Source organism: uncultured Sphingomonas sp., from assembly GCF_913777625.1.
In the GTDB taxonomy this organism is placed as follows: domain Bacteria; phylum Pseudomonadota; class Alphaproteobacteria; order Sphingomonadales; family Sphingomonadaceae; genus Sphingomonas.
Genome location: NZ_CAJYTI010000010.1, coordinates 80,340 through 105,209, shown reverse-complemented (window position 1 = coordinate 105,209; position 24,870 = coordinate 80,340). Strand labels below are relative to the sequence as shown.

Annotated in this window: 21 protein-coding genes; 12 read left to right on the top strand and 9 right to left on the bottom strand. The window is 67.6% G+C overall.

Annotated features, from left to right (window positions below):
- Positions 1-90: 90 nt before the first annotated feature.
- Positions 91-1,386 carry an MFS transporter gene (locus QZ814_RS05580; RefSeq protein ID WP_294330094.1) on the top strand — a complete coding sequence of 432 codons (1,296 nt, stop codon included), beginning with the start codon at positions 91-93 and terminating at the stop codon, positions 1,384-1,386.
- A 7-nt stretch (positions 1,387-1,393) separates the two neighbouring features.
- Here QZ814_RS05580 and QZ814_RS05575 read toward each other — a convergent pair whose 3' ends face one another.
- The 6 genes from QZ814_RS05575 to QZ814_RS05550 form a co-directional block, all read right to left on the bottom strand.
- Positions 1,394-1,558 carry a hypothetical protein gene (locus QZ814_RS05575; RefSeq protein WP_294330093.1) on the bottom strand — a complete coding sequence of 55 codons (165 nt, stop codon included), beginning with the start codon at positions 1,556-1,558 and terminating at the stop codon, positions 1,394-1,396.
- 303 nt (positions 1,559-1,861) lie between these two features.
- Complete coding sequence (locus QZ814_RS05570) at positions 1,862-2,872, bottom strand: LacI family DNA-binding transcriptional regulator (protein ID WP_294330092.1); 1,011 nt, start codon at positions 2,870-2,872, stop codon at positions 1,862-1,864.
- Positions 2,873-2,992: 120 nt separating this feature from the next.
- Complete coding sequence (rnr, locus tag QZ814_RS05565; protein ID WP_294330091.1) at positions 2,993-5,236, bottom strand: ribonuclease R; 2,244 nt, start codon at positions 5,234-5,236, stop codon at positions 2,993-2,995.
- A 49-nt stretch (positions 5,237-5,285) separates the two neighbouring features.
- Positions 5,286-5,885: a TIGR02466 family protein gene (locus QZ814_RS05560; RefSeq protein WP_294330090.1), complete on the bottom strand. Its 600-nt coding sequence runs from the start codon at positions 5,883-5,885 to the stop codon at positions 5,286-5,288.
- Between the two features lie 124 nt (positions 5,886-6,009).
- A complete protein-coding gene (locus QZ814_RS05555; RefSeq protein ID WP_294330089.1) occupies positions 6,010-6,600 on the bottom strand; it encodes a PEPxxWA-CTERM sorting domain-containing protein in 591 nt (196 codons plus the stop codon).
- 317 nt (positions 6,601-6,917) lie between these two features.
- Positions 6,918-8,162 carry a threonine ammonia-lyase gene (locus tag QZ814_RS05550; RefSeq protein WP_294330088.1) on the bottom strand — a complete coding sequence of 415 codons (1,245 nt, stop codon included), beginning with the start codon at positions 8,160-8,162 and terminating at the stop codon, positions 6,918-6,920.
- Positions 8,163-8,218: 56 nt separating this feature from the next.
- Here QZ814_RS05550 and QZ814_RS05545 point away from each other — a divergent pair, with 56 nt between their 5' ends.
- The 3 genes from QZ814_RS05545 to QZ814_RS05535 all read left to right on the top strand — a co-directional run bounded on the left by QZ814_RS05545 (position 8,219) and on the right by QZ814_RS05535 (position 11,931).
- Positions 8,219-9,874, top strand: a complete 1,656-nt coding sequence (locus tag QZ814_RS05545; RefSeq protein WP_294330087.1) for an amidohydrolase — start codon at positions 8,219-8,221, stop codon at positions 9,872-9,874.
- 7 nt (positions 9,875-9,881) lie between these two features.
- Complete coding sequence (locus QZ814_RS05540) at positions 9,882-10,559, top strand: HPP family protein (RefSeq protein WP_294330086.1); 678 nt, start codon at positions 9,882-9,884, stop codon at positions 10,557-10,559.
- Positions 10,560-10,800: 241 nt separating this feature from the next.
- Positions 10,801-11,931, top strand: coding sequence for a GNAT family N-acetyltransferase (locus QZ814_RS05535; protein WP_294330085.1), 1,131 nt, complete (start codon positions 10,801-10,803; stop codon positions 11,929-11,931).
- Positions 11,932-12,020: 89 nt separating this feature from the next.
- Here the strand turns inward: QZ814_RS05535 and ctrA are convergent, their stop codons facing one another.
- The 3 genes from ctrA to QZ814_RS05520 form a co-directional block, all read right to left on the bottom strand.
- Positions 12,021-12,728 (bottom strand): response regulator transcription factor CtrA, encoded by a 708-nt coding sequence (gene ctrA, locus QZ814_RS05530; RefSeq protein WP_294330084.1) that lies wholly within the window; start codon positions 12,726-12,728, stop codon positions 12,021-12,023.
- 134 nt (positions 12,729-12,862) lie between these two features.
- Complete coding sequence (locus QZ814_RS05525; protein WP_294330083.1) at positions 12,863-13,933, bottom strand: AI-2E family transporter; 1,071 nt, start codon at positions 13,931-13,933, stop codon at positions 12,863-12,865.
- Positions 13,930-14,841, bottom strand: a complete 912-nt coding sequence (locus tag QZ814_RS05520) for a LysR family transcriptional regulator (protein ID WP_294330082.1) — start codon at positions 14,839-14,841, stop codon at positions 13,930-13,932. Before QZ814_RS05520 ends, QZ814_RS05525 begins: the two co-directional genes overlap by 4 nt.
- Before the next feature lie 113 nt (positions 14,842-14,954).
- Here QZ814_RS05520 and QZ814_RS05515 point away from each other — a divergent pair, with 113 nt between their 5' ends.
- The 8 genes from QZ814_RS05515 to QZ814_RS05480 all read left to right on the top strand — a co-directional run bounded on the left by QZ814_RS05515 (position 14,955) and on the right by QZ814_RS05480 (position 24,731).
- Positions 14,955-15,653 carry a pirin family protein gene (locus tag QZ814_RS05515; protein ID WP_294330081.1) on the top strand — a complete coding sequence of 233 codons (699 nt, stop codon included), beginning with the start codon at positions 14,955-14,957 and terminating at the stop codon, positions 15,651-15,653.
- Positions 15,654-15,701: 48 nt separating this feature from the next.
- The gene (gene wrbA, locus QZ814_RS05510) at positions 15,702-16,304 is read left to right on the top strand and encodes an NAD(P)H:quinone oxidoreductase (protein ID WP_294330080.1); all 603 of its coding nucleotides are present in this window, start codon (positions 15,702-15,704) and stop codon (positions 16,302-16,304) included.
- Positions 16,305-16,424: 120 nt separating this feature from the next.
- Positions 16,425-17,084, top strand: coding sequence for an RNA pseudouridine synthase (locus QZ814_RS05505; RefSeq protein ID WP_294330486.1), 660 nt, complete (start codon positions 16,425-16,427; stop codon positions 17,082-17,084).
- The gene (gene arfB / locus QZ814_RS05500) at positions 17,077-17,478 is read left to right on the top strand and encodes an alternative ribosome rescue aminoacyl-tRNA hydrolase ArfB (protein WP_294330079.1); all 402 of its coding nucleotides are present in this window, start codon (positions 17,077-17,079) and stop codon (positions 17,476-17,478) included. Before QZ814_RS05505 ends, arfB begins: the two co-directional genes overlap by 8 nt.
- A gap of 222 nt (positions 17,479-17,700) precedes the next feature.
- Complete coding sequence (locus QZ814_RS05495) at positions 17,701-18,186, top strand: GAF domain-containing protein (RefSeq protein WP_294330078.1); 486 nt, start codon at positions 17,701-17,703, stop codon at positions 18,184-18,186.
- A 290-nt stretch (positions 18,187-18,476) separates the two neighbouring features.
- Positions 18,477-21,188, top strand: a complete 2,712-nt coding sequence (locus tag QZ814_RS05490; RefSeq protein ID WP_294330077.1) for a TonB-dependent receptor — start codon at positions 18,477-18,479, stop codon at positions 21,186-21,188.
- A 64-nt stretch (positions 21,189-21,252) separates the two neighbouring features.
- Positions 21,253-23,586: an alpha-N-acetylglucosaminidase gene (locus tag QZ814_RS05485; protein ID WP_294330076.1), complete on the top strand. Its 2,334-nt coding sequence runs from the start codon at positions 21,253-21,255 to the stop codon at positions 23,584-23,586.
- Positions 23,583-24,731, top strand: coding sequence for a heparan-alpha-glucosaminide N-acetyltransferase domain-containing protein (locus tag QZ814_RS05480; protein WP_294330075.1), 1,149 nt, complete (start codon positions 23,583-23,585; stop codon positions 24,729-24,731). The genes QZ814_RS05485 and QZ814_RS05480 overlap by 4 nt, the downstream gene beginning before the upstream one ends.
- Positions 24,732-24,870 lie beyond the last annotated feature (139 nt).

The window sequence follows — 24,870 nt, the reverse complement described above, 5'->3', positions numbered from 1 at the left end:
TCTCCCGATTAATCCATTGAAGCCGCGCCCCGCCCCCGGTATGCCCACCCCTCACCATGCGGAAGACCGCAGCAGGGGAGCTTTTATCGAATGATCGGTGCGCTCGGGCTCATGAAGGAGCGCCGGTTCCTGCCCCTTTTCATCACGCAGTTCCTGGGAGCGTTCAACGACAACCTCTTCAAGAACGCGATGATCTTTTTCGCGACCTACCAGATTTTTAACTCGGTGGAGCAGGAGACGCGGTTCAGCGCGATCGCCACCGGCATCTTCATCCTGCCGTTCTTCCTCTTCTCCGCCCTTGCCGGGCAGCTCGCCGATACGCATGACAAGGCCAAGATCATGCGGATCATCAAGGCGGCCGAAGTGGGCATCATGCTGGTGGGCGCCACCGGCATTTTCCTGAAGAGCCTGCCGCTGATGCTGGTCGCGCTGGTCGGCATGGGGGTGCACTCGACCTTCTTCGGGCCGATCAAATATGCGGTGCTGCCGCAGCATCTGGCGGAAGACGACGTGCTGGGCGGCACCGGGATGATCGAGGCGGGTACCTATGTCGCGATCCTGTGCGGCACCATCGCCGGCGGCCTGATCAGCGCGCATGCCGCCGCCTTCGCGGTGATCGGCGTCGCGCTGGTCGGCTGGCTGGCGTCGCTGCAGATCCCGCCCGCACCGCCGCTGACGCATCTGGAAATCGACCTCAACATCTTCCGCGCCTCGGCCCGGCTGATCTCGGCGACGATGCACATCCGCCGGCTGTTCCTGGCGATCGTCTCGATCAGCGTGTTCTGGTCGATCGCGGCGGTGCTGGGCGTGCTGTTCCCGCCGCTGGTCAAGAACGTGTTCCACGCCCAGAAGGACGTGGCGAGCGTGTTCCTCGGCATCTTCTCGGTGGGCATCGCGATCGGATCGGTGATCATCAACAAGCTGCTCAAGGGCAATGTCTCGGCGCGCTACTGCGTGCCCTCGGTGCTGGCGATGACGGCGTTCGTCGTCGATTTCCACTTCACCGCCAAATACTGGCCGGTGCATGACGGCCCGCTGCTCAAGACCATGGCCTTCATCCAGATGCCCGCCGCCTGGCACGCCCTGGGCGACCTGATCCTGATCGCCACCACCGGCGGCATGTTCGTGGTGCCGCTCTATGCCTTCCTCACCACCACCGTGGAAAAGTCGCAGACCGCGCGGACGGTGGCGGCGAACAACGTCGTCAACTCGGGCGCGATGGTGCTGGGGTCGGTCGGCATCTTCGGCTTCACCCGGATCCCGGGCGTGCGGGTCGAGGATTCGCTGTGGGTGGTGGCCGTGCTGGCGCTCGCCTCGGCATGGTGCGCGCGCAAGCTGCACAAGGAAGGCGACGTCCCGCGCGGCCGCGACATCTGCCCGCGCTGACCCAGGCCTATAGCAGGAACGTGTAGAAGCAGATGAAGAAGGCGGTGAAGCTCAGGGCGAAGAGCTTCACGTCGCCGTCCTCGCTCGCCTTGCGCTGGCGCGCGACCACCTGCCGCACATGGCGGCGAAAGGGATGGCGGCGGGCGCCTCGAACGGCAAGCGGCTGCGGCATGGCACAAGGTTAACGCGCCGTTTACGATTTCGACCAGCGGCAACCATGGTTAACGCTGTGCCAGCGCGGGATGGGGCGCGAGCATATCCTCAGGCAGGCCGAGGCAATCGCATTTCAGCCGAGGAGCGAGCGGCAACGCAAAAGCGATCGTCATTCCCGCGAAGGCGGGAATCCATTCGCCTGTGCGCTGGGGGAAAGAACCGCAGCATCAGCGCCAATGGATCCCCGCCTTCGCGGGAATGACGGCGTATTGGGCCAGTTGCGCCTCCCCTGCCCGGCGAGGGAACCATACGCATATGGGAGTCAGCCCTTCGGCACGGGCCCCGTGGTCGCGCGGACCTTGAGTTCGTGTTCGAGCATCACCTGCGGCGAGCCCGCATTGCCCGCCAGCATCAGGTCCGCCGCCGCATAGGCGAGTTCGCGCACCGGCTGGCGGATGGTGGTGAGCGGCGGCCACACCGCGCGCGCCAGATCGGAATCGTCGAACCCCGCGATCGACAGCGCCTGGGGCACCGCGATGTCCGCCTCGTGCGCCGCCGCCAGCGCGCCCGCCGCCATGTCGTCATTGCCGGCGAAGATCGCCGTCGGCCGCAGGTCGCGCGCGAACAGCGCCCGCGCTGCCGCGCCGCCCGACTGGAAGCTGTAATCGCCCGCAATCACCAGCGCCGGATCGAAGGCGATCCCGCCGGCCTCCAGCGCCTGGCGATAGCCGGCGAGGCGATCGGCGGAGGAGACATGGCTTTCCGGGCCGCTGATGAAGGCGATGGCGCGGTGGCCGAGGTCGATCAGATGGCGGGTAATCTCCCGCGCGGCGGCCACGTCGTCCATCGTCGTCGCCAGTCCATGCCCCTTGCGCAGGCCGGGGGCGATGCGGACATAGGGCAGCTTGCGCTTGTCCAGCGCCTCGATCAGCTCGGGCAATTCGGTGAGCGGCGGCGACAGGATCACCCCGTCGAGATGCGCTTCGTCGATCAGCGCCAGCACATCCGGCACCAGACCCGGATCCGCGCTTTCCAGCGGCTGCATCAGCAGGCGGTAGCCGAGCTCATGACAGCGCTCCAGCGCGCCCGACTGGATGTGGAAGACGTAATAGGGGCTGGGATTGTCGTAGAGCAGCGCCACCTGGAACGAGCGCCGCCCGGCCAGCGTGCGCGCCGCATGGCTGGGCCGGAAGTTGAGCTGCGCCACCACTTCCTCGACCCGGCGCCGCGTCTCCTCGCTGACATGCTTCTCATTGTTGAGCACCCGGGAGACGGTCTTGAACGACACGCCGGCGATCTTCGACACTTCCTTGATCGTCGGACGGCTGGACATCGACACTCCTTGTTCGCGAATAGTGCGGCACTGCAACATGCTCTTCCGCCCGCTTGTAGCGCGCGCGGCCCGGTTTTGCACTGCCTTTAGACAGCGTTGGCAGCGCGCGCCGTCCGCCCGTCAGCGCTTGCGGCCCTGGTGGCGGATGTTGCCCGGCCGCCCGCGACGCTGGATCACCCGCTTGGGCGCGCCCTTGCCCGGCCGCCCGGTGCGCTGCGCGCCCCCCGCCGAGCCCTTGCCGTCGGGCAGTTCGAAGCGCAGTGCGCCCGAAACAGGGTTGGCCTCCACCAGCCGCAGCTCGATCCGCTGGCCGAGGGTGAATTCCTCGCCGCTATGTTCGCCGACCAGCCGCTTGCCGGCCTCGTCATAGTGGAAATATTCGGCGCCCAGGTCGCGCGCGGCGACCAGCCCGTCGCCCCCCACGCCTTCGACTGTCGCGAAGAAGCCGAAATTCTGCACCCCGGTGATCCGCGCCTCCATCACCTCGCCGACATGCGCGGCGAGATAGGCGGCGACATAGCGGTCGATCGTCTCGCGCTCGGCCTCCATCGCGCGGCGTTCGAGCTGGCTGATCGACTCGCCGATGCGGTCCATGCTGCCCGCCTCTTCCGGCGTGAGCCCGCCCGGCCCCAGCCGATAGGCCTCGACCAGCGCGCGGTGCACCACGAGATCCGCATAGCGGCGGATCGGGGAGGTGAAGTGGGCATAGGAGCCGAGCGCCAGGCCGAAATGGCCGAGATTCTCCGGGCCGTAATAGGCCTGGGTCTGGGTGCGCAGCACCTGCTCCATCACCTGCGGGCGGAAATCCTCTTCGCCGATGCGATCGAGGATGCGGTTGAACGTCGCCGGGCGGATCACCTGGCCGAGCGCGAACTCGACCTCGAAGGTCTTGAGATATTCCTTGAGCGCGGTGAGCTTCTCGCGCGCCGGCGGCTCGTGGATGCGGTACATCACCGGCGTCTTCTTCGCCTCCAGCGCCTTGGCGGCGGCGACGTTGGCGGCGATCATGTAATCCTCGATCAGCTTGTGCGCATCGAGCCGCTCGCGCGGCGCGACCGAGAGGATGCGGCCCTTCTCGTCGAGCACGATGCGGCGCTCGGGCAGGTCGAGGTCGAGCGGCTCGCGCTTCTCGCGCGCGGCATAGAGCGCGTGCCAGCAATCCCAGAGCGGGCGGAGCGCGGTTTCGGTGAGCGGATGCTCGAGCGTCCCGTCGATCGCCGCCTGCGCGTCCTCGTATGCGATGTTCGCCGCCAGCCGCACCACGGCGCGGGTGAAGCGCCAGCTCTTGAGCGCGCCGCTTTTGGTCACCTGCAGATGGCAGGCTAGCGCCGCGCGATCGACGCCTTCCTTCAGCGAGCAGACGTCCGCCGAGAGGACCTCGGGCAGCATCGGCACGACGCGATCCGGGAAATAGACCGAATTGCCCCGCTTGCGCGCCTCGCGATCGAGCTGCGAGCCGGGGCGGACGTAGAAGGACACGTCGGCGATCGCCACGATCGCCTTCCAGCCGCCCTCGTTGGCGGGATCGTCGTCCGGCGTCGCCCAGACGGCGTCGTCATGGTCGCGCGCGTCGGCGGGGTCGATCGCGACGATCGGCAGATGGCGCAAATCCTCGCGCCCGTCGCCCAGCGGCTGCCGGGCGACACGCTCGGCCTCTTCCAGCAGCTCTTCCGAAAACACGTTGGGAATGCCGTGGCGATGGATGGCGATCAGCGAGAAGCTGCGCGGCGCGAACGGATCGCCGAGCCGCTCGACCACCTTGGCGGTAATCCGCGGCGGGCGGCCGGTCTTCTCGGCCAGCACCAGGTCCCCGACCTCGGCGCCGCCGGCATCAGAGACCGGCCAGCTGCGCCGCTCCTTCTTCTCCACCCCCTGCAGCCAGAGCCGGCCGCCCTCCTCGTGGAGGACGCCGAGCATCAGCTCCTCGCCGCGGGCGAGGGTCTTCATCGGATGCGCGATCCAGCCGTTGCCGGCCTCTTCGGTGCGGGCGAGGATGCGGTCCCCCACCCCCAGCGCCGAACGCTTGCCGCGCAGCTCGCGGACGCGCAGCCGCGGCGCGGGGACATGCTCCGCCTCCCATCGCTCGGGCACCGCCCAGGTGGTGTCGCCGTCCGCATCGGTGATGCGCAGTACGGTGACCTTGGGCAGACCGCCCATCTTGTGGAAGGCACGGCCGGGGGCGACGTCGATCAGCCCCTCGTCGGTCATGTCCTTGAGGAGCGCCTTGAGCAGGATCTTGTCCTGCGCGCTCAGCCCGAACGCCTTGGCGATCTCGCGCTTGCCGGCGGGCGTGTTGGACGATGCGATGAAATCGAGAATTTGCTGCCGCGTGGGCAACCCCGCGCTGGTTCTGTGCTTAGCCATTGGCCCGCAACATAGGCGCTGGGGGCGCACAAACCAATCGCTATCGGCCTTACCAGCGATAGTTGAAGCTGACGCTGATCCGCTTGTCCTTGGCATTGCCGGGCGGCACCTCGTGGCGCAGCCAGCTTTCCCAGAGCAGCACCGTGCCCGGTTCCGGCACCACCTCGATGAAGGGCTGGAGCGATTCCGGCGCGTCCGGCAGGCGGGTGGGCGCGGCCATCATCATGGCGAGGCGGGGATCCTCCAGCTTCAGCCCGCGCGCACCCGCCGGGAGCGCGACATAGACGGTGCCCGACACGACGCTGTGAGGATGGATATGCGCGCCGTGCCCGCCCTTGCCATCGAGCACGTTGACCCACAGGCTGTCGAGCTTGAGCTTGCGGCCGCCGAGGTCGAACGCGCAGGCCGCGGCGAACTTCGCCACATGCTTGTCGAGCAGCCGCTTGAGGTCCGCAAAGGCCGGATCGCGGATCGGCAGGTCGTCGAGCGAGGCATAGCTGGTATAGCCGCGATAATGGTTCTCGCGGCACCAGCGGCGACCGGCGACGTCGTCCTCGGCCAGCTGCAGGCACGAGGCTTCGAGATCGGCGATCAGGGCGTCGTCGCCCAGCGGCTGCTGGTAGAGCAGGGTGGAGAATAGCGTGCGCACCGCAGCGCTATTGCGGGAATGGGGCGCCGAAGCAATGCCTCGACGCCCCTCCCCCCAGCCAAGTCCCATGGTCTGGCCGTGCCACCGTGCCGGGCGATCCTCCCGGACACGGCGATCCTGTGTGTCAGGCAGCCAGCGGGCGCGCCACCGGGCGGCGACGGCGGACCAGGCCGCCGACCATGCCGAAGCCCGCGATCATCATGCCCCAGGCGGCCGGTTCCGGCACCGCGCTAAGCGACACGTTGGCCACTTCGTTGCCGTAGGACGAAAGGCCGCTGGTCGCGAGCGACTTGAATTCGATCGGGGTCAGGCCGCCCTTGGCGACGAAGCTGAACGACTGCTTGGTCCAGCTGCCATAGCTGCCGGTCAGCGGCGTGGCGGTCAGCAGGTCGCTGCCGGCGAAGACGTTGAGCTTCTGCTCGCCGCCGCCCGGGCGGCCGCCATAGAGGAAGGTCAGCACATAGGTCTGGCCGGCGGTCAGGTTGACGTTCTGATAGACGTCGCCAAAGCCATAGCCATTGACCTCGAGATGCTGTCCGCCGGCATTGACCGTGGGCAGGCCATAGACGCCGGACGCCCCGATTTCGACGCCGGTGCCGTTGCGGCTGACCCAGCCGCCGAGCGCGTTCTGAATGGTCCAGCCGCCGTGCACGTTCGGATTCGAGAAATCGCCATTCGAAATGAGATTGGTCGAAGCATTCGCCGATCCTGCCATCCCGCAGGCAACAAGCGCGGCGGCAGCAAGAACAGTCTTCAGATTCATTGAATACGCACGGGTCTTCATGGATCTCTCCGCTTGGTGATCAGGAGTTTTTGCTTGCCCCTTACCTACCCGCCCGAATCGAAGGAGAGAAATGCTTCCTATGGTTAACAAATGGCAGATTGCTCTATTTCAGCACATTTCAGCATGTCTCGTGCCAAGCGTGGGCTGCACCGGCAGTAAAACTGCCAGCGTGCGCCGTTTCGCTTCAGGAGGTCGCGGCACCGGCCGTGACGCAAGCGGCTGCCCTGCCGAATGCCGCGAAAGGCCGATCAGGCCGATTCGACCATGCTCACTTCGTATTGCGCGCGGCGCAACGCGGTGATCAGCCGGTCGAGATGGTTGCGGTCGCGCGTCTCGCACTCGATGTCGGTCACCAGGCCCTTGGCGGGCAGCGAGGTGAACACGCGCTGGTGATAGACCTCGATGATGTTGACGCCCTGCTCGTGGAAGATCCGCGCGACATGGAACAGCGCGCCCGGCCGGTCCTGCAGCCGGATGCGCAGCCGCGCGAGGCGGCCCGAACGGGCGAGGTCGCGCAGCAGCACGTTGGCGAGCAGCCGCGTGTCGATATTGCCGCCGCACAGGATCGTGCCGACGGTCTTGCCCTTGAACCGCTCGGGCTCGGAGAGCAGCGCGGCGAGGCCGGCGGCCCCTGCCCCTTCCACCACCGTCTTCTCGATCTGGAGCAGCAGGCTCACCGCCTCTTCCAGCCGGCGCTCGCCGACCAGCACGATATCGTCGACCAGCGCCTCGACGATCTTGGCGGTGATGGTGCCGGGGTACTTGACCGCGATACCCTCGGCGAGCGTGTCGCCCGCGCACGGCATCTCGGTATGGTGCACGCGGTTGTACATCGACGGGTAGAGCTCGGCCTGGACGCCCAGAACCTCGATCGGGCGGTCCTGCGCCTTGGCGACCACCGACGCGCCCGAGATCAGCCCGCCGCCGCCGATCGGGATCACCAACGTGTCGATGCCCGGCACGTCTTCCAGCAGTTCGAGCGTCGCGGTGCCTTGGCCCGCGATCACGCGCGGATCGTCGAACGGGTGGATGAAGGTGTAGCCCTTCTCCGCCTCCAGCTCGCGCGAATGGGCATAGGCGGCGTCGAAGGTCTCGCCGTGGAGCACCACCGTGGCACCATGTCCTTCGGTCTGGGTGACCTTCACGATCGGCGTGTTCTTGGGCATCACGATCGTGCTGGGGATGCCCAGCCGCGTCGCGTGATAGGCGAGCCCCTGGGCATGGTTGCCCGCCGAGGCGGCGATCACGCCCTTGGCGCGCGCCTCGCCGTCGAGCTGGAGCAGCGTGTTGAGCGCGCCGCGTTCCTTGTACGCCGCGGTGAACTGCAGATTCTCGAACTTGAGGTACACGTTGGCGCCGGTCAGCTGCGAGAGCGTGCGGCTGTGCAGCGTCGGCGTGCGCACCACCGCGCCGCCGATCCGCGCCGCCGCCGCCCGGACATCGTCGATGGACACGGGGAGTGCGGCGGGTGCGGGTGCTGCTTTGGTAGCCATCCTGTCCGCCTAGACCATCTGGCGCAGCAGGGGAACAGGCCCTATGCCTTGCGCCCATGTTCACCCGCCTCAAGCGGCTTGCCGCCGCCACCGCCCTGCTGCTCGCGCCCGCTGCGCAGGCCGATGGAATCATTGATAATGTCAACGGCATCACGCTTGACGCCAAGGGCGCCGTGGTGCGGTTCGAGGCACTGCAGATCGATCCCTATGGCAAGGTCGTGGCGATCCTCGCCAAGGGGCAGAAGCGGCCCAAGCGGCCGGTGTGGCGGATCGACCTGAAGGGCGCGACGCTGGTGCCGGGCATGATCGACGCGCATGGCCATTACATGGAGCTGGGCTTCCAGCAGCTCCAGCTCGACCTGTTCGCAACCACCAGCCTCGACGACGCGCTGGCCCGCATCCGCGACCATGCCGCCAAGAGCCCGGCCAAGTGGATCCTCGGGCGCGGTTGGAACCAGGAGAACTGGAAGCTCGGCCGCTTCCCCACCGCCGCCGAACTCGACCGCGCGGTGAACGATCGCCCGGTGTGGCTGGAGCGCGTCGACGGCCATGCCGGCTGGGCGAACAGCCGCGCGCTCGAGCTCGCCGGCATCACCGCCGCCACCAAGGACCCCGCCGGCGGCCGCATCGAGCGCGACGCCTCCGGCAAGCCCACCGGCGTGCTGGTCGACGCCGCGACCGCGCTGGTCTCCAGGGTGGTGCCGCAGCCGACGCCGCGCGAGCGCAACGCCGCCTTCCTCGCGGCGCAGGAAAGGCTGCTGTCGCTCGGCATCACCGCCACCGCCGACATGGGCACCACGGTGGACGATTGGGAGACGATGCGCGGCATGGCCGATATCGGCCAGCTGCGCGTGCGGATCATGAGCTATGCCCACGGCGTCGACACGGCGCTCCGCGTGGCCGGCGCGGGCCCCACGCCCTGGCTCTACAATGACCGGCTGCGGATGGGCGGCATCAAGCTCTATGCGGACGGCGCGCTCGGCTCGCGCGGGGCGTGGCTCAAGGCGGACTATGCCGATGCGCCGGGCAACAAGGGCCTCGGCTTCCTCAGCGACGACCAGCTGCTCAACCTGATGGCGCGCGGCGCGATGGACAATTTCCAGATCGCCGTCCACGCGATCGGCGACCGCGCCAACCAGCAGGTGCTCGACGCGATCGAGACGCTCTCGGAAACCTACAAGGGCGATCGCCGCTGGCGGATCGAGCACGCCCAGATCATCGACCCCAAGGACCTGCCGCGCTTCGGCAAGTTCGGCACGATCGCCTCGATGCAGCCGGTCCACCAGACCAGCGACCGGACGATGGCCGAGGCGCGGCTGGGGCCGGACCGGCTGGCGGGCGCCTATGCCTGGCGGACGATGCTGCGCAACGGCTCGCGCCTGGCCTTCGGCTCAGACTATCCGGTCGAGAGCCCCGATCCCTGGGCCGGCTGGGCGGCGAGCGTCACCCGCCAGGACGCGGGCGGCAACCCGCCGGGCGGCTGGCGCCCGGAGGAGAAGCTCAGCCGAGAGGAAGGCTGGGCCGGCTTCACCATCGGCGCGGCCTATGCGGGTTTCGCCGAGGACAAGTTCGGGCGGCTGGCACCGGGGCTGTGGGCCGACTTCCTGATCGTCGACCGCGATCCGCTGACCGCCTCTCCCGCGGAGCTGCGGGGCATGAAGGTGGTCGAAACCTGGGTGGCCGGCCAGCGCGCCTGGGCGGCGAAAAAGTAAGCCGCGCATGTTCCGGCTGGTGATGGCCGGCGCGCAGTGGCGCGACCGGATCGGCGGTGCCGTCGGCGGCGGGCTGGGGATCGGGCTGACCGCCTGGATCTCCGCGCTTGCCGGCTTCGACGGACCGACCGCGATCCTGCTGGCGGCCCCGATCGGCGCTTCGGCGGTGCTGATCTTCGCGGTGCCTTCCAGCCCGCTTGCCCAGCCCTGGCGGGTGATTGGCGGCAACATCATCCCGGCGCTGGTGGGGACGCTGGTCGCCCAGTGGCTGGGCCATGGCGCGCTGGCTGCGGGCATCGCCGTGGGACTGGCGATCCTCGTCATGTCGCTGACCCGCAGCCTCCATCCGCCCGGGGGCGGCACGGTGCTGCTGCCGGTGCTGGCACCGGCGGTGCTCGCGCATGGCTATGGCTATGCCCTGCTGCCGATCGGGCTGAACGCGGTGCTGCTGACGGCGTGCGGGCTGCTCGTCCACCGCTTCACCGGCCACAGCTACCCCCACCGCGCGCTCCCCGCCCCGCCCGCGCCGGGCCTGCGGCCGGAGGACATCGATGCGGCGCTGGCGGAAGCCGGCGAGGCCTTCGACGTCAGCCGCGAGGACCTGCTCGCGCTGCTGGCCCGGGCAGAGACGCATGCTGCAGGGCGGCGCCCCGTCGGCAACGCAGGCGCGCGGAACAACGCATAGGGTCGATGCACACGCGCTAGGCCTGGGAACAACGAAGCATTGCTTGCGGACGATCGGCATTCCGATTAGCGGTCGCGCGGATCAGGCCATCGCCACGCCGCACCGCGTCCGAACAGCATTGGTGTCCTTCGGCGCGATCGCCCAGTCGGTCCAAGCGTTTCTCCTTCAATCCAGAGACGGCCTCGCACAATGAACGGCAGCGGCAACTTGCAAGGCGTTGGCGTGCCCGAAGGCGCGCGACATGCCCTCCTCTGAAATTCGGATCGTCGACACGCTTGCCGGCGTGCAGGACGCGCGCGATGCCTGGAAGACGCTCTGGCACGCAACCGAAGGTGCCACCACGTTCCAGCATCCGGACTATGCGGCGGCGGTGCTGACCACCATGACGGGGGATGTGGCGCCGGCCATCCTCCTGGCGTTCGCCGACGGGAAGTTGCAAGCGGTATGGCCGCTGCAGATCGTCCGCAGCCGCGGCGTGCGCCATGTCCTGCACCTGCATAACGGGTCTCGCGAGGAATATGCGGATCCGCTGTTCGCCGCGGATGCCGATGACGGCGTGGTTGCTCGGATGTTCTCAGCGGCCAAGCGGCTGGGCGACGTCCTTGAACTGTACAACCTCGCGTCGGAAGGGCGCATATGGGCGCACCTCCCCAGCGATCGGCCGTCGCTGCGGGCGTTGCGCAGCGACATGGCGTGCCTGACCGTCCAGTTCGCGACGGCGGGATCGTGGGAAGCCTGGCTGGCCGGCAAGTCCAAGTCCTTTCGACAGGGGTTGCGCTACGATCGGAAGCGCCTTTCCGCCAAGGGAACGCTGGCCTTCGTTGCGCCGACAAGCGCGGACACCCGCGCCGAGCAGATCCGCTGGACGATGGCGAACAAATATCGGTGGGTACTGGATCACGATATCGCCGGCAGTTGGCTGGCGGAGGCAAGCGCCACCGCCTTTTTCGAGACGCTGGTCACCTCCGAGGACGGCATCGGCGCCACCTTCGGCCTGCGCTTGGACGACACGCTGATTGCCAGCTGCCTCTGCCTGATCGGGAAACGCGACCTCGAATTTTTCCTGACGACCTATGACGAGGCGTGGGCGGCCTATTCTCCCGGCAATCTGCTGGTGGAAGAAGTCGTTCGATGGTGCTTCGAACGCCGCCTCAACTTCGACATGCGGTTCCCTGTCATGGACTATAAGCGCCGCTGGAGCGATCACGCTCGCACCTGCCATGGCTATCTGCTGGCAACCACCCTTCGGGGCACGCCGTTCCTTTGGGCCAAACACGCCGCGCGCATGCGGAGCGGGTTGAAGCGCCGCGCGAAAGCCGTGGTCACGCACCTACGTGCCCGGCGCAAAGGCGCAGGCCAGGGGTCCGCCTGATCGCGCCACGACACCGCGCCGGGCATGCAACAAAAAAGCCGCCGTCATCGGGGTGACGGCGGCTCTTGCCCTTGGGGGATGCCGGGAAATCAGGCGACCTGGGTGTCGACCTGGATCGCCTCGTCGGGCTCGCGCAGCACATAGCCGCGACCCCAGACGGTCTCGATGTAATTGTCGCCCTCGCAGGCCATGCTCAGCTTCTTGCGCAGCTTGCAGATGAACACGTCGATGATCTTGAGCTCGGGCTCGTCCATGCCGCCATAGAGATGGTTGAGGAACATCTCCTTGGTCAGCGTGGTGCCCTTGCGGAGCGAGAGCAGCTCCAGCATCGCATATTCCTTGCCGGTCAGGTGGACGCGGGCGCCGTCGACCTCGACGGTCTTGGCATCCAGGTTCACCGCCAGCTTGCCGGTGCGGATCACCGACTGCGAATGGCCCTTCGAGCGGCGCACCACGGCGTGGATGCGGGCAACCAGCTCTTCGCGGTGGAACGGCTTGGTGACGTAATCGTCGGCGCCGAAGCCGAACGAGCGCACCTTCGAATCCATCTCGTTGATGCCGGAAAGGATCAGCACCGGGGTCTGCACCCGCGCGGTACGTACCTTTTTGAGCACGTCATAGCCGTGCATGTCCGGCAGGTTGAGGTCGAGCAGGATGATGTCGTAATCATACAGCTTGGCGAGGTCCAACCCCTCCTCGCCCAGGTCCGTGGTATAGACGTTGAACCCTTCGCCCGAAAGGATCAGTTCGATCGCCTTGGCTGTGCTAGGCTCGTCTTCGATCAACAGCACGCGCATTGCCGGTTCCCCTGTCCACACCACCCGCCGCAGCCCCGATGCCCGACGCGCTTGGACGTTCATTAACCTAAGCGTCAATGAAGCCGAAAGGTTAATTTCTCGTAAGCCGAGCGGTTCCGCAAGCCTTGGGAAATCTACCGATCGGGCGAAAACGGAGGATCGCTATCGTGCGGGCGGACCTCGATTTTCTCTCCCAGAACTTCGCGAAGATACAGGCTTCGCACCAGAGTGAATATTACAACCAGCAATGCGGCGGAAAAAAACAGGCCAAACAGCCCGAAGACGAAGCCGATGCCGATGATCGCGAACAGCGTGACCGCCGGCGGGATCGCGATCACCCGGCTCTGCACATAGGGGGTGAGGAAGTTGGTCTGGACGATTCGCACGCCGGCAAACACCAGCAGGCACCAGACCAGCGCCCCCGACCCGCCGGTTGCAGCGAGGCCCAGCGCCGGCAGCATCGCCGCAGTGGGGCCGACATAGGGAATGAACTCGCTCAGGCCCGCCAACAGGCCCAGCGCGGCCGGCGACGGCACGCCGGCGAGCCAAAGCCCGAGCCCGACGAGCAGCCCCATGCTGGTCATCAGGATCAGCTGGGTGCGCAGCCACAGCCGCAGCGTGGTGCCGACATCGGCCAGCGCGTCGGCAACGGCGTCGCGCGTGTTGCCCGCCGGCGCCAGCAGCAGCAGCCCGCGCAGATAGACGCCCGGATCCGCCGCCATGAACAGCGCGCCGACGAGCAGCAGCAGCGCGTTGAGGAACAGCTCGAACGAGCCGAGCGCGAAGCCGCTCGCGTCGCGCGCCACCCGCGATCCGGCGAACGCCGCCTCGGCCGCGTCGTAGAGCTTGGCGGCGACCGGGCTGCCCTGCGCCCATTCCTTCAGCCGCACGACCAGCTGCGGGATCGAGCGGACCAGCGCTTCCACCTGCGGCCCGAACTGCACCGCGAACAGCCAGACGAGAAAGGCGATCGCGGCCAGCACGCTCAGCATCGCGGCGACCACCGACCAGCGCCTGGGCACCCCAAGCTGCGCATAGCGATCGGCGATGGCGCGGATCACCACCGCGCCGAGCACCGCGCCGAAGGTGAGGATCAGCAGGTCGGCGGCGCGCACCAGCGCCACCACCACCGCGCCGACGGTGAGCAGGATCAGGACGCGACGGATGAACCGCGCATCGGCGTCGTCGGGAACAAGGCGTTTCACGCCTCTCGAACGCAGAGGCTGCGCAACCGCTCCGTGAGAAAGTCGATCAGTGCTTCGACCCGCACCGGCCGCCGCGCACCCGGCGGGGTGACGAGGTGCAGCCCGCCCGATCCTGCCACCCAGTCGGTCAGCACCGCTTCCAGTCGGCCGGCGGCGAGATCTGCATCCACCAGGAAGCCCGGCAGCCGTGCGATGCCGAGGCCGGCCCGGAGCGCCGGCAACATCGATTCGCCATTGTCGGTCCGCAGCGGCCCGTCGACCCGCACCGCCGCTTCTTCCCCACCTGCCTTGCGGAAGCGCCAGGTGCCCGGCGTCGCGGTGTTGGTGTAGACGAAGCAGGCATGCCGGGCGAGATCCGCGGGATGCTGCGGCCGCCCCTCGCGCTCAAAATAGCGCGGCGCCCCTACGACGTGGATGGTCACGGGTCCCAGCCGCCGCGCGCGCAGCGAGCTGTCCGGCAGGTCGGCGATCCGTAGTGCCACGTCGATGCCTTCGCCGACGATGTCGATGAACGCGTCGGAGAGCGTCAGCTCCACCTTGATCTGGGGATGCGCGATCATGAACTCGGCGATCAGGCCGGAAAGATGCCGCGCCCCGAAGGTGAGCGGCGCCGCCAGCCGCACCACGCCGGAGGGCGCGCTGGCCGATTCGAACGCCGCCTCCTCGGCCGACTGACCTTCCTCGAGGATTCGCTGGGCGCGCTCGGCGAGCTGCTCCCCGCTGTCGGTGAGCGTCAGCCGGCGGGACGTGCGGTGGAACAGCGCGGTGCCCAGCCGCTCCTCCAGCCGCGTGATCGCCTTGGAAACCGTTGCCTTCGAAACCCCCAGCGCCAGTGCCGCACCGCTGAACGAGCGGTGCTCGACCACGCTGGCAAACACTGCCCAGGCCTCGAAATCGGGTAGCTTCATTGGGTCGTCTCCTGCACGGCCGCAGCCATATCACGAAACGATCAGTTTCCAACGTTTCCGTTTACGCAGTGATCCCGAGCCCTATCTTGGCAGCAACCATTGGGAGATCAGCGATGATCGACAAACGCAGTTTCGAAAGCCTGGGCGGCGCCGATCACGGCTGGCTCAAGGCCAAACATCATTTCAGCTTCGCCGACTATTACGATCCGTCGCGGATGGGCTGGGGCGCACTCCGCGTGTGGAACGACGACGAGATCGCGCCCAATTCGGGCTTCCCGCCGCACGCCCACCAGAACATGGAAATCATCACCTATGTCCGCCAGGGTGCGATCACCCACCAGGATTCGATGGGCAACAAGGGCCGTACCGAGGCCGGCGACGTGCAGGTGATGAGCGCGGGCAGCGGCGTGCGTCATGCGGAGTATAATCTCGAGCCGGAGACGACCCGGATCTTCCAGATCTGGATCCTCCCGCGCGAAGTGGGCGGCCAGCCGAGCTGGGGCGCCAAGCCTTTTCCCAAGGGCGATCGCTCCGGCCGCTTCGTCCCCCTCGCCTCCGGGTTCGCCGACGACAAGGAGGCGCTGCCGATCCGCGCCAATGCCCGCGTGCTAGGCGCGACGCTGAAGGCGGGCGAGAGCGTCACCCACAGCGTCGGCGAAGGCCGCCATGCCTATCTCGTCCCCGCCGCCGGTGCGATCATCGTGGACGGAGACGCGGTGAACGCCCGCGACGGCGCGGCGCTTTCGGGCGGTCGGACCGTTACCATCACCGCCGTTCAAGACGCCGAAATCGTTCTCGTCGATTCCGAATAACCAGGGGCGCCGCCCCTTCTCCATCCACCCGCAACGGGAGTTTCTGCCATGACCAAGATCCTCGTCCTCTATTACTCCTCCTATGGCCATCTCGCGACGATGGCCGAGGCCGTCGCCGAGGGCGCCCGCAACGCAGGCGCCGAAGTGGATGTGCGCCGCGTCGCCGAGACCGCGCCGGCCGAAGTGGCGCAGGCCGCCGGCTTCCGCGTCGACGACAGCCACCCGGTGCTCGACGACGTCAACCAGCTCGCCCAGTATGACGGCATCATCGTCGGCTCGCCGACCCGCTTCGGCCGCATGGCCAGCCAGATGGCGGCGTTCTGGGACAAGGCCGGCGGCGTGTGGTTCCAGGGCCAGCTGAACGGCAAGGTCGGCGCGGCCTTCACCTCGACCGCCTCGCAGCATGGCGGCCAGGAAACCACCCTGTTTTCGATCCTGACCAACCTGATCCACTTCGGCATGACCATCGTCGGCCTCGACTATGGCTTCCAGGGCCAGATGGGCGTCGACGAGGTGAAGGGCGGCACACCGTACGGGGCGAGCACCCTCGCCGATGGCGACGGCAGCCGTCAGCCGAGCGCGGCCGATCTCGACGGCGCCCGCTATCTCGGCGCCCGTGTCGCCAACACCGCGACCAAGCTGAAGGCGTAATCCCCGAAGCGCGCGCCCGTAGCGTATCGCGCCGCGCACGACGACGGCCGGAGCGCACCCTGCTCCGGCCGTTTTCGTTTCGGGGCTCGCGAATTGCGCGCCGATCGCTATATCCCGCGCATGTTCAAGGACCGGGTACTCTTCATCGACGGCGAAGCGCTGATCATCGACAAGCCGGCGGGCCTCCCCGTCGATCGCCCGCGCGACCGCAGCGAGAGCCTCGAGGATCTGCTCGACCAGCTGACCTTCGGCTTCGAGCGCCTTCCCGTCCCCGTCCACCGGCTCGACCGCGATACCAGCGGCTGCCTGCTGCTCGCCCGCAACCCCAAGGCGATGAAGCGCTTCGGCCAGGCGTTCGAGGCCGGCCAGGTCACCAAGCGCTATGTCGCGATCCTCGACGGCGTGCCCGAGACCGAAAGCGGCGAGATCGACCTGCCGCTCGGCAAGGTCTCGACGATCGAGGAGGGCTGGCGGATGACGCACGACCCCAAGGGCAAGTCCGCGCGCACCCGCTGGAAGCGGATGGAGGTCCATGACGGCCGCGCGCTCGTCGCCTTCTATCCCGAGACCGGTCGCACCCACCAGATCCGCGTCCATGCACTGGAAGGCATCGGCATCCCCATCGTCGGCGATCCCGTCTATGGCCGCGGTGGGCCCGCGATGATGCTCCACGCCCAGTCGATCACCGTACCGCGCCCGGGCAAGCCCGACGTGCACGGCGACGCCCCGCTGCCTGCGCGCTTCCATCATATCGGCTTCGGCCGACCGGCCAATGGCTGAGATCCCCGACGCGGCGATTATCGAGGAGAAGTTCCTCGCCGCGACCGGACCCGGCGGGCAGAACGTCAACAAGGTGGCAACCGCGGTACAGCTGCGGGTCGACGTGTTCCGGCTGGGCCTCTCGCCCTATGCCTATGAACGGCTGAAGGAACTCGCCGGCACGCGGATGACCTCGGCCGGCGAGCTGCTGATCACCGCGCGGCAATACCGCACCCAGGACGCCAACCGCACCGACGCCCGCGAGCGCCTTTCCGAGCTGATCGACAAGGCGCATGAGCGCCAGGCCAGGCGGATCAAGACCAAGCCGAGCAAGGCCGCCAAGGCGCGGCGCGTGGATGCGAAGAAGGGCCGGTCCGCGGTGAAGGCCGGGCGCGGTAAGGTAAGCTTCGACTAAGCTGCACTTCCCACCCCGTCCTGGGCGTTTCCTCCCCCGCCAGGGGGAGGTGGCGCCGCAGGCGACGGAGGGGGAGGATGCCAGAACGGCAGCCGTCGTGCTTCCTCCCCCTCCGAGCCGCTTCGCGGCCCACCTCCCCCTGGCGGGGGAGGATACAGCTTGGGAGCGGCAGCCGAACGCAGCCCCCTCGCACCCCGCCCCGCAATCCCCTACATCGCGGCCATGTACAGCTTCGACATCACCGCCGACACCAAGGCCGAACTCTATCGCGACCTCGCCGCAGCCCTCGATTCGCTGACCGCCGACGAGCCCGATCCGATCGCCAACATGGCGAACGTCTCCGCGCTGATCGGCCAGTATCTGCCCGATCTCAACTGGGCGGGCTTCTACCGCAACGTCGCGGACGAGCTGGTGCTCGGCCCCTTCCAGGGCAAGGCGGCGTGCATCCGCATTCCGTTCGGCAAGGGCGTGTGCGGTGCCGCGGCCGCCACGCGCGAGACGCAGCTGGTCGAGGACGTCCATGCCTTTCCCGGCCACATCGCCTGCGATGCCGCGAGCCGGTCGGAACTGGTGGTGCCGATCGTGCACCAGGGCGCCCTGCTCGGCGTGCTCGACCTCGACAGCCCGCTGCCCGCGCGGTTCGATGCCGGCGACGCGGCCGGCTGCGAGGCACTGATGCGAATCCTGGCGCCCCGCCTGGCCGGCTGACCGGCACGCGACCATACCGCAGCAGATCCAATTTGCGCCGAGTGTGACCATTCGGCGACACCCCCACCCATGTCGTTTCAAATCATGCGGTTAAATTAATCTTCGCACAATGTTATCGCTACCGGTCATGCCAAGAGGTATTACCATTTCACGCTTTTGTCATGAAGTGGCCTTGACAACCTCAGACCGGTAGCAACCAATATGGCCCAGTGGCGCTCCCGAGACAGAAGAAACGCCGGAGGACGGGCGCTGCGACACCGAGGGTTCCAAGAGCGACGGGGGGTATATCCATGAACACGGGCAGATTCGGCGCACACACGCGTGCGTTCACGAAAAGCATCTGGCTGGCATCGGGCTGCATCGCAGCCCTGGGCGCCGCCACCGCCGCACAGGCGCAGACCGACACGGGCGCGGCACCCGCGGGCCAGGACGGCGGCGAGATCGTCGTCACCGGCATCCGCGCCGCGATCGACAATGCGATCGACGCCAAGCGCAAGGACAGCCGCGTCACCGACGGCATCTCGGCCGAGGATCTCGGCAAGTTCCCCAGCGAGAACATCACCGAGGCGATCCAGCGCATCTCGGGCGTGCAGATGTCGAACATCAACGGGCGTGGCGCCACGATCAGCATCCGCGGCCTGGGTCCGCAATATGCGATGACCACGGTCAATGGTCAGACCTTCAAGAGCGCCGACTTCACCGACGGCTTCCGCTACGACATCATCCAGACCGAGCTCGCCAACGCGATCCAGGTGATCAAGTCGCCGACGGCGGACATGGATGCCGGCGGCCTGTCCGGCACGGTCAACATCCAGACCACCAAGCCGCTCGACTACACGCACCGCCAGCTGGTGCTCTCGGTCAAGGGCCAGAATTCCGAATATGCCGGTGGCAAGATCACGCCGAAGATCAGCGGCAGCTATGTCGACCAGTTCGCCGACGGCACGCTGGGCGTGTACCTGAACCTCGGCTATCAGAAGCTGAAGGACCGCGCCGACTATTTCTGGATGGATCGCTGGGCCACCCAGACGATCAACGGGGCGACCGTGAGCGTGCCGCGCCGTCCGCGCTATCGCCGTCTCGACCGCGATACCGAGCGGCTGATGGGCAGCGGCGGCGTCCAGTGGAAGCCCAGCGACCGCCTCGAGATCGACGCGAGCGCGATCTACGCCAAGGACAATACCGATTACGACCTGAACCAGCAGGTCTTCCTGTTCAACACCGCGCGGATCGCGGCGAGCAACGTGGTGAACGGCGTCGCGACCAAGGCGACGGCCACCAACTTCACCATGGAGAACAACCGCCAGCACGAGGACCGCAACCTCGTCAGCCAGGACTATACGCTGTCGGGCAAGTGGACCGGCGACGATGGCTGGTCGGCGCGTACGGTGTTCAACTACACCCGCGGCACCACCTATCAGCGTGAGGCCGCGGCGATCCTCGGCGTGAACATCCCCACCGCGACGATCGACTTCTCCAATCCCAATGCGGTGAAGTACACGGTGGGCACCGACCTCACCAGCACCGCGCTCTATGCGCCGGCGACGCTGACCCGGAACGAGTATCCGAACGGCGCCACCCGCAAGATGGCGTCGAGCGAGACCTCGGGCCAGGCCGATCTGTACAAGGAAGTCTCGTTCGGGCCGATCACCAAGCTCAGCGTCGGCGCCAAGTACCGGCACGAGATCTTCAACCGCTATGTCAGCCGCCACGACATGATCGCGCTGGCCAACCAGCCGGCGCCGTCGAGCAGCATCTTCCCGCTGATGGCGACGACCAACTATCCGGTCAGCGGCTTCCTCAACGGCAGCAGCCTGATCCCGGGTGCCTGGATCGGTCCGGACCTCGGCGCCTATGACAAGGCGCTGGCGGCGGCCAATATCACCGTGCCGGACATCTTCGCCCCCGAAGCCAGCTACCATGTCGATCGCTTCATGCCCTCGGCCTATGCGATGGCGGACATCGACACGACGGTGGCCGGCATGACGCTGCGCGGCAATCTCGGCGTGCGCTACGAGCACACCAAGCAGAAGGTGCAGGGCAACGTCACCGCGCCGCGCACCGGCAGCTACACCGAAGTCCAGCAGAAGGTCGGCGAATACACCGTCAACCAGAGCTACGACAATGTGCTGCCCAGCCTGAACCTGGTGCTGGAGCCGACCAGCAAGGTGCAGGTGCGCTTCGCCGCCGCCAAGGTGCTGGTGCGCCCGATCATGGACAGCAACACGTCCATGGCGCAGACCACCAGCAGCTCGCCCAACACTTTCCCGGCGAACACCAACACGATCACGGTGGATCTCGGCCAGGCCGGCCTCAAGCCGCTGACGGCGAACCAGCTCGACCTCGGCGTCGAATGGTACCCCACCCGCTCGAGCTCGATCGCGCTCAACGGCTTCTACAAGTGGATCAAGAACGGCACCTTCTCGCGCCTGATCTGCCCGCCGTCGTTCAACGGCACCGCGCTCAGCACCTCGGGCAACGACTGCGTCGATGCCAAGGGCAACATCTACGACATCACCCAGACGTCCAACGATCCCAGCACCATCAAGGTGAAGGGCTTCGAGGTCAGCTGGAACCAGTCGTTCGATCGCCTCCTGCCGGTGGATGGCTTCGGCCTGCTCGCCAACTTCACCCGGGTCTATCCGCAGAAGGTGGCGATCGGCACGGGCTACACCATCCGCAACCTGTCGAAGGTGACGTGGAACGTCTCGCCCTATTGGGAGAACGAGCATTTCAACATCCGCCTCTCGGTCAACAGCCGCAGCAGCTACGAGCAGAACAGCGCCGACAGCTTCTTCGCCCGCGAAGGCCATGTCGTGCGGGGTCGCACCCAGTTCGATCTGAGCGGCGGCTATTCCCCGAACACGTGGCTCAGCTTCGCCGCCGGGGTGGTGAACCTGAACAACAGCCGCGAGGAGGCCTATTACAAGGACTCCGCCGTCTGGCAGGAAAGCAGCTTCTACGGACGCAGCTTCTACCTGTCCGCCACGCTGAAGATGTAAGACCACAAGCCGGGGGTGGCCCACGCCGCCCCCGGCCCATTTCTGCGTTCCTGGAGCACCCGACTTGGCCGACACCGCCGCCCGCCGTATCCGTCTCCTCGGCCCGGTCGCGGCCGGCCTCGTCCTCGCCGCCCCAGCGGCCGCACAGCCCGCCCGGCCGGTAGCCGCGCCGGCCGCCCGGTCCGAGATCGCCGCCGCCCGCGCCGTGCTGGCGCGCCTCGGTGTCGACACGCGCAGGATCGACCTGGCGCTGGTCCCCGGCCCTACCCCGCAATTCCGCGCGCGCACCGCCGCCGGGCGGCTGGGCATCGTGGGTTCCTCGCCCGTCGCGCTGGTGCGCGGCGCCGCCCGCACGCTGGGCCAGCAGGGGAGCCTGTTCGTTTCCTGGGAGGGCGTCCGCACCCGCCCGATCGTGATCCGCGACGGCTATGACAGCGGCACGGTCGCCTCGCCCTTTGCGCTGCGCGCCTATCTCAACACCTGCACCTATGGCTACACCACGCCCTGGTGGAACTGGGGCCGCTGGGAGCGCGAGATCGACTGGATGGCCGCGCACGGCGTCGACACGCCGCTGGCGATGGAGGGGCAGGAACATGTCTGGCGCGCGCTGTGGCGCGAGCAGGGCATGACCGACGCCCAGATCGCCGACGGCCTCTCCGCCGCGCCCTTCCTGCCCTGGCAGCGCATGGGCAACATCGCCGGCTACCGCGCCCCGCTCTCGGCCAGCTGGATCGAGAAGAAGCGCGTCCTCCAGCGCCAGATCCTCGCCCGGATGCGGTCGCTCGGCATGAAGCCGATCCTGCCCGCCTTTTCCGGCTATGTGCCCGAAGCCTTCGCCAAGGCGCACCCGGAGGCGAAGATCTACCAGATGCGGCAATGGGAGGGCTTCCCCGGCACCTATTGGCTCGACCCGTCCGACCCGCTGTTCGCCAGGCTCGCCGCCCGCTTCCTCCAGCTCTACACCGCGACCTACGGCCCGGGCGAATATTACCTCGCCGACGCCTTCAACGAGATGGTGCCGCCGATCGCCGAGGACGGCAGCGACGCCCGCGCAGCGACCTATGGCGACGCCATCGCCAACACCGCCGCCACCCGCGCCGCCGCGCTCCCCAAGGAGGTGCGCGACGCCCGGCTCGCGGCCTATGGCGAGCGGCTCTACCGCTCGATCACCGCCGCCGCGCCGAACGCGACCTGGGTGATGCAGGGCTGGCTGTTCGGCGCCGACAAGGCCTTCTGGACGCCGGATGCGATCGCCGCCTTTCTCTCGAAGGTGCCCGACGAGCGGATGCTGATCCTCGACATCGGCAATGACCGCTATCCCGGCATCTGGAACGCGACCAAGGCCTTTTACGGCAAGGGCTGGGCGTACGGCTATGTCCACAATTACGGCGGCAGCAACCCGGTCTATGGCGACCTGAACTTCTACCGCGCCGACGTAACCGCCGCGCTGGCGAACCCGGGGCACGGCCGGATGCGCGGCTTCGGGCTCTTCCCCGAAGGCCTGCACAGCAACGGCATCGCCTACGCCTATGCGTACGACCTCGCCTGGGGCGAGATCGACGCGAACGGCCAGGCGCGGCCGCTCGACGTCTGGCTGGGCGACTATACCAAGGCGCGCTACGGCAAGACCTCGCCCGCGCTGGTCGCCGCCTGGGACAAGGCCATCCAGGGCGCCTACACCACGCGCTACTGGACCCCGCGCTGGTGGCACGAGCAGGCCGGCGCCTATCTGCTGTTCAAGTTCCCCAGCCTCGACGGCGCCGACTATCCCGCCGCCCCCGGCGACCCGGCGGCCCTCCGCGCCGGAATCGAGGCGCTGCTGGCCCAGGCGCCGCAGCATGGCGGAGAGCCGCTCTACACCTATGACCTGGTCGACCTCGTCCGCCACTATGCCAGCGTGCAGCTCGACGGGCAGCTCAAGGCCGCCGTCGCCGCCTACAAGGCCGGCGACCTCGCCACCGGCGATCGCGCCGCCGCCACCGCCGAGAAGCTGGCCAAGGACATCGACGCCATTGCCGGCAACCAGCAGGAAACGCTGGGCAGCTGGCTCGCCGATGCCGCCGCCTATGGCGACACCCCCGCCGAAAAGGCAGCGTTTGTCGAACAGGCCAAGGCGGTGGTGACCGTCTGGGGCGGTACCGGTCACCTTTCCGACTATGCCTCGCGCGCGTGGCAGGGGCTGTACGCCGGCTATTACTGGCCGCGCTGGCAGCGCTTCCTCGCAGCGCAACGCGCCGCCGCTGCCGCGCACCAGCCCTTCGACGCCAAGGCCACCGCCGCCGCGATCCGCGACTGGCAGGCCGCCTGGCTGAAGGACGGCAAGATGTGGGCTCGCCAGCGCCCCGCTGCCCCGCTAGCCCTTGCCCGCACGCTCCTCGCAGAAAGCGACGCCCGATGACCGAGACCCAGGCCAACACCGTCGCCGCACTTGCCGGCAAGCCCCGCTTCCTCGCGCTCGACGTGTTTCGCGGCGCGACGATCTTCCTGATGATCCTGGTCAATACCTCGGGGCCGGGCGCAGAACCCTATCCGCAGCTGGTTCATGCCAAATGGTTCGGCTTCACCCTGGCCGATCTGGTCTTCCCCACCTTCCTGTTCGCGATGGGCAATGCGATGAGCTTCGCCTTCCGCAAGCGGGTGGAAACCGGGCCGTTCCTCGCCCGGCTGTTCAAGCGCGGCGCGATCATCTTCGTGCTCGGCTATCTGATGTACTGGTTCCCGTTCGTCGAGCAGGGCGCGCACGGCTGGGAACTGAAGCCCTTCGCGCTCACCCGCGTGCCGGGCGTGCTCCAGCGGCTGGCGCTTTGCTATGTGCTCGCCGCGCTGCTGATCCGCTGGCTCAAGCCCCGCCAGCTGCTGCTCGCCGCGATCGCGCTGCTGTTCGGATACTGGACGATCCTGCTCGTCTTCAGCCCGCCGGGCATGGCCTATGACAAAGTCGCCAATATCGGCACGCAGATCGATCTGTGGCTGCTGGGACCCGGCCATCTCTACAAGAAGGACGCCGGCTTCGACCCCGAAGGGCTGCTTGGCACCCTGCCCGCCACGGTCAACGTGATCGCGGGCTATCTGGCAGGCCTCGCCATCGTGCAGGGCGGCGACCTGCGCCGCACCGTCGGCCGCATGGCGCTGGTCGGCGTCGCGCTGGTGCTGGCCGGGCTCGCCTGGTCGCCCTGGTTCCCGATCGCCAAGAAGCTGTGGACCGGCTCCTATGTGCTGCTCACCGTCGGGCTCGACCTGCTGCTGCTCGGGGCTGCGATCTGGCTGATCGAGGTGGCCGGATTCAAGCGCGGCACCCGCTTCTTCACCATCCTCGGGCGCAATCCGCTGGCGATCTACCTGTTCTCCGAACTGTTCGTCACCGTGCTGGAAATGGTCCCCGCAGGCAGCGAGCGCGGCGTGTACCATGCGGCCGGTGTCGACATCTTCCAGGCGATCGCGCCGGGACCGTTCGGATCGCTGCTCTGTGCCTTCGCCTATACCCTGCTGTGCTGGGCGGTCGGCTGGTGGATGGACCGCAGGGGCCTCATCCTCAAGGCCTGAACTTCGCCCGGTAACCCGCTTCAATTCAAATAGTTGATCCACATCAGTTGCGGAACGTGAAAGGCGCCTGGGCCGTTGGATCGGTTCAGGCGCCGGTTCTCGGCGTCCCTTCTAGAGGTCCACTATGACAGCGTTGGTG

Bases quoted from the DNA above. Each gene is read 5' to 3' on its own strand.
- QZ814_RS05580 (WP_294330094.1), top strand. From the start codon at position 91: ATGATCGGTGCGCTCGGGCTCATGAAGGAGCGCCGGTTCCTGCCCCTT.
- QZ814_RS05575 (WP_294330093.1), bottom strand. From the start codon at position 1,558: ATGCCGCAGCCGCTTGCCGTTCGAGGCGCCCGCCGCCATCCCTTTCGC.
- QZ814_RS05570 (WP_294330092.1), bottom strand. From the start codon at position 2,872: ATGTCCAGCCGTCCGACGATCAAGGAAGTGTCGAAGATCGCCGGCGTG.
- rnr (WP_294330091.1), bottom strand. From the start codon at position 5,236: ATGGCTAAGCACAGAACCAGCGCGGGGTTGCCCACGCGGCAGCAAATT.
- QZ814_RS05555 (WP_294330089.1), bottom strand. From the start codon at position 6,600: ATGGCAGGATCGGCGAATGCTTCGACCAATCTCATTTCGAATGGCGAT.
- QZ814_RS05550 (WP_294330088.1), bottom strand. From the start codon at position 8,162: ATGGCTACCAAAGCAGCACCCGCACCCGCCGCACTCCCCGTGTCCATC.
- QZ814_RS05545 (WP_294330087.1), top strand. From the start codon at position 8,219: ATGTTCACCCGCCTCAAGCGGCTTGCCGCCGCCACCGCCCTGCTGCTC.
- QZ814_RS05540 (WP_294330086.1), top strand. From the start codon at position 9,882: ATGTTCCGGCTGGTGATGGCCGGCGCGCAGTGGCGCGACCGGATCGGC.
- QZ814_RS05535 (WP_294330085.1), top strand. From the start codon at position 10,801: ATGCCCTCCTCTGAAATTCGGATCGTCGACACGCTTGCCGGCGTGCAG.
- ctrA (WP_294330084.1), bottom strand. From the start codon at position 12,728: ATGCGCGTGCTGTTGATCGAAGACGAGCCTAGCACAGCCAAGGCGATC.
- QZ814_RS05520 (WP_294330082.1), bottom strand. From the start codon at position 14,841: ATGAAGCTACCCGATTTCGAGGCCTGGGCAGTGTTTGCCAGCGTGGTC.
- QZ814_RS05515 (WP_294330081.1), top strand. From the start codon at position 14,955: ATGATCGACAAACGCAGTTTCGAAAGCCTGGGCGGCGCCGATCACGGC.
- wrbA (WP_294330080.1), top strand. From the start codon at position 15,702: ATGACCAAGATCCTCGTCCTCTATTACTCCTCCTATGGCCATCTCGCG.
- QZ814_RS05505 (WP_294330486.1), top strand. From the start codon at position 16,425: ATGTTCAAGGACCGGGTACTCTTCATCGACGGCGAAGCGCTGATCATC.
- arfB (WP_294330079.1), top strand. From the start codon at position 17,077: ATGGCTGAGATCCCCGACGCGGCGATTATCGAGGAGAAGTTCCTCGCC.
- QZ814_RS05495 (WP_294330078.1), top strand. From the start codon at position 17,701: ATGTACAGCTTCGACATCACCGCCGACACCAAGGCCGAACTCTATCGC.
- QZ814_RS05490 (WP_294330077.1), top strand. From the start codon at position 18,477: ATGAACACGGGCAGATTCGGCGCACACACGCGTGCGTTCACGAAAAGC.
- QZ814_RS05480 (WP_294330075.1), top strand. From the start codon at position 23,583: ATGACCGAGACCCAGGCCAACACCGTCGCCGCACTTGCCGGCAAGCCC.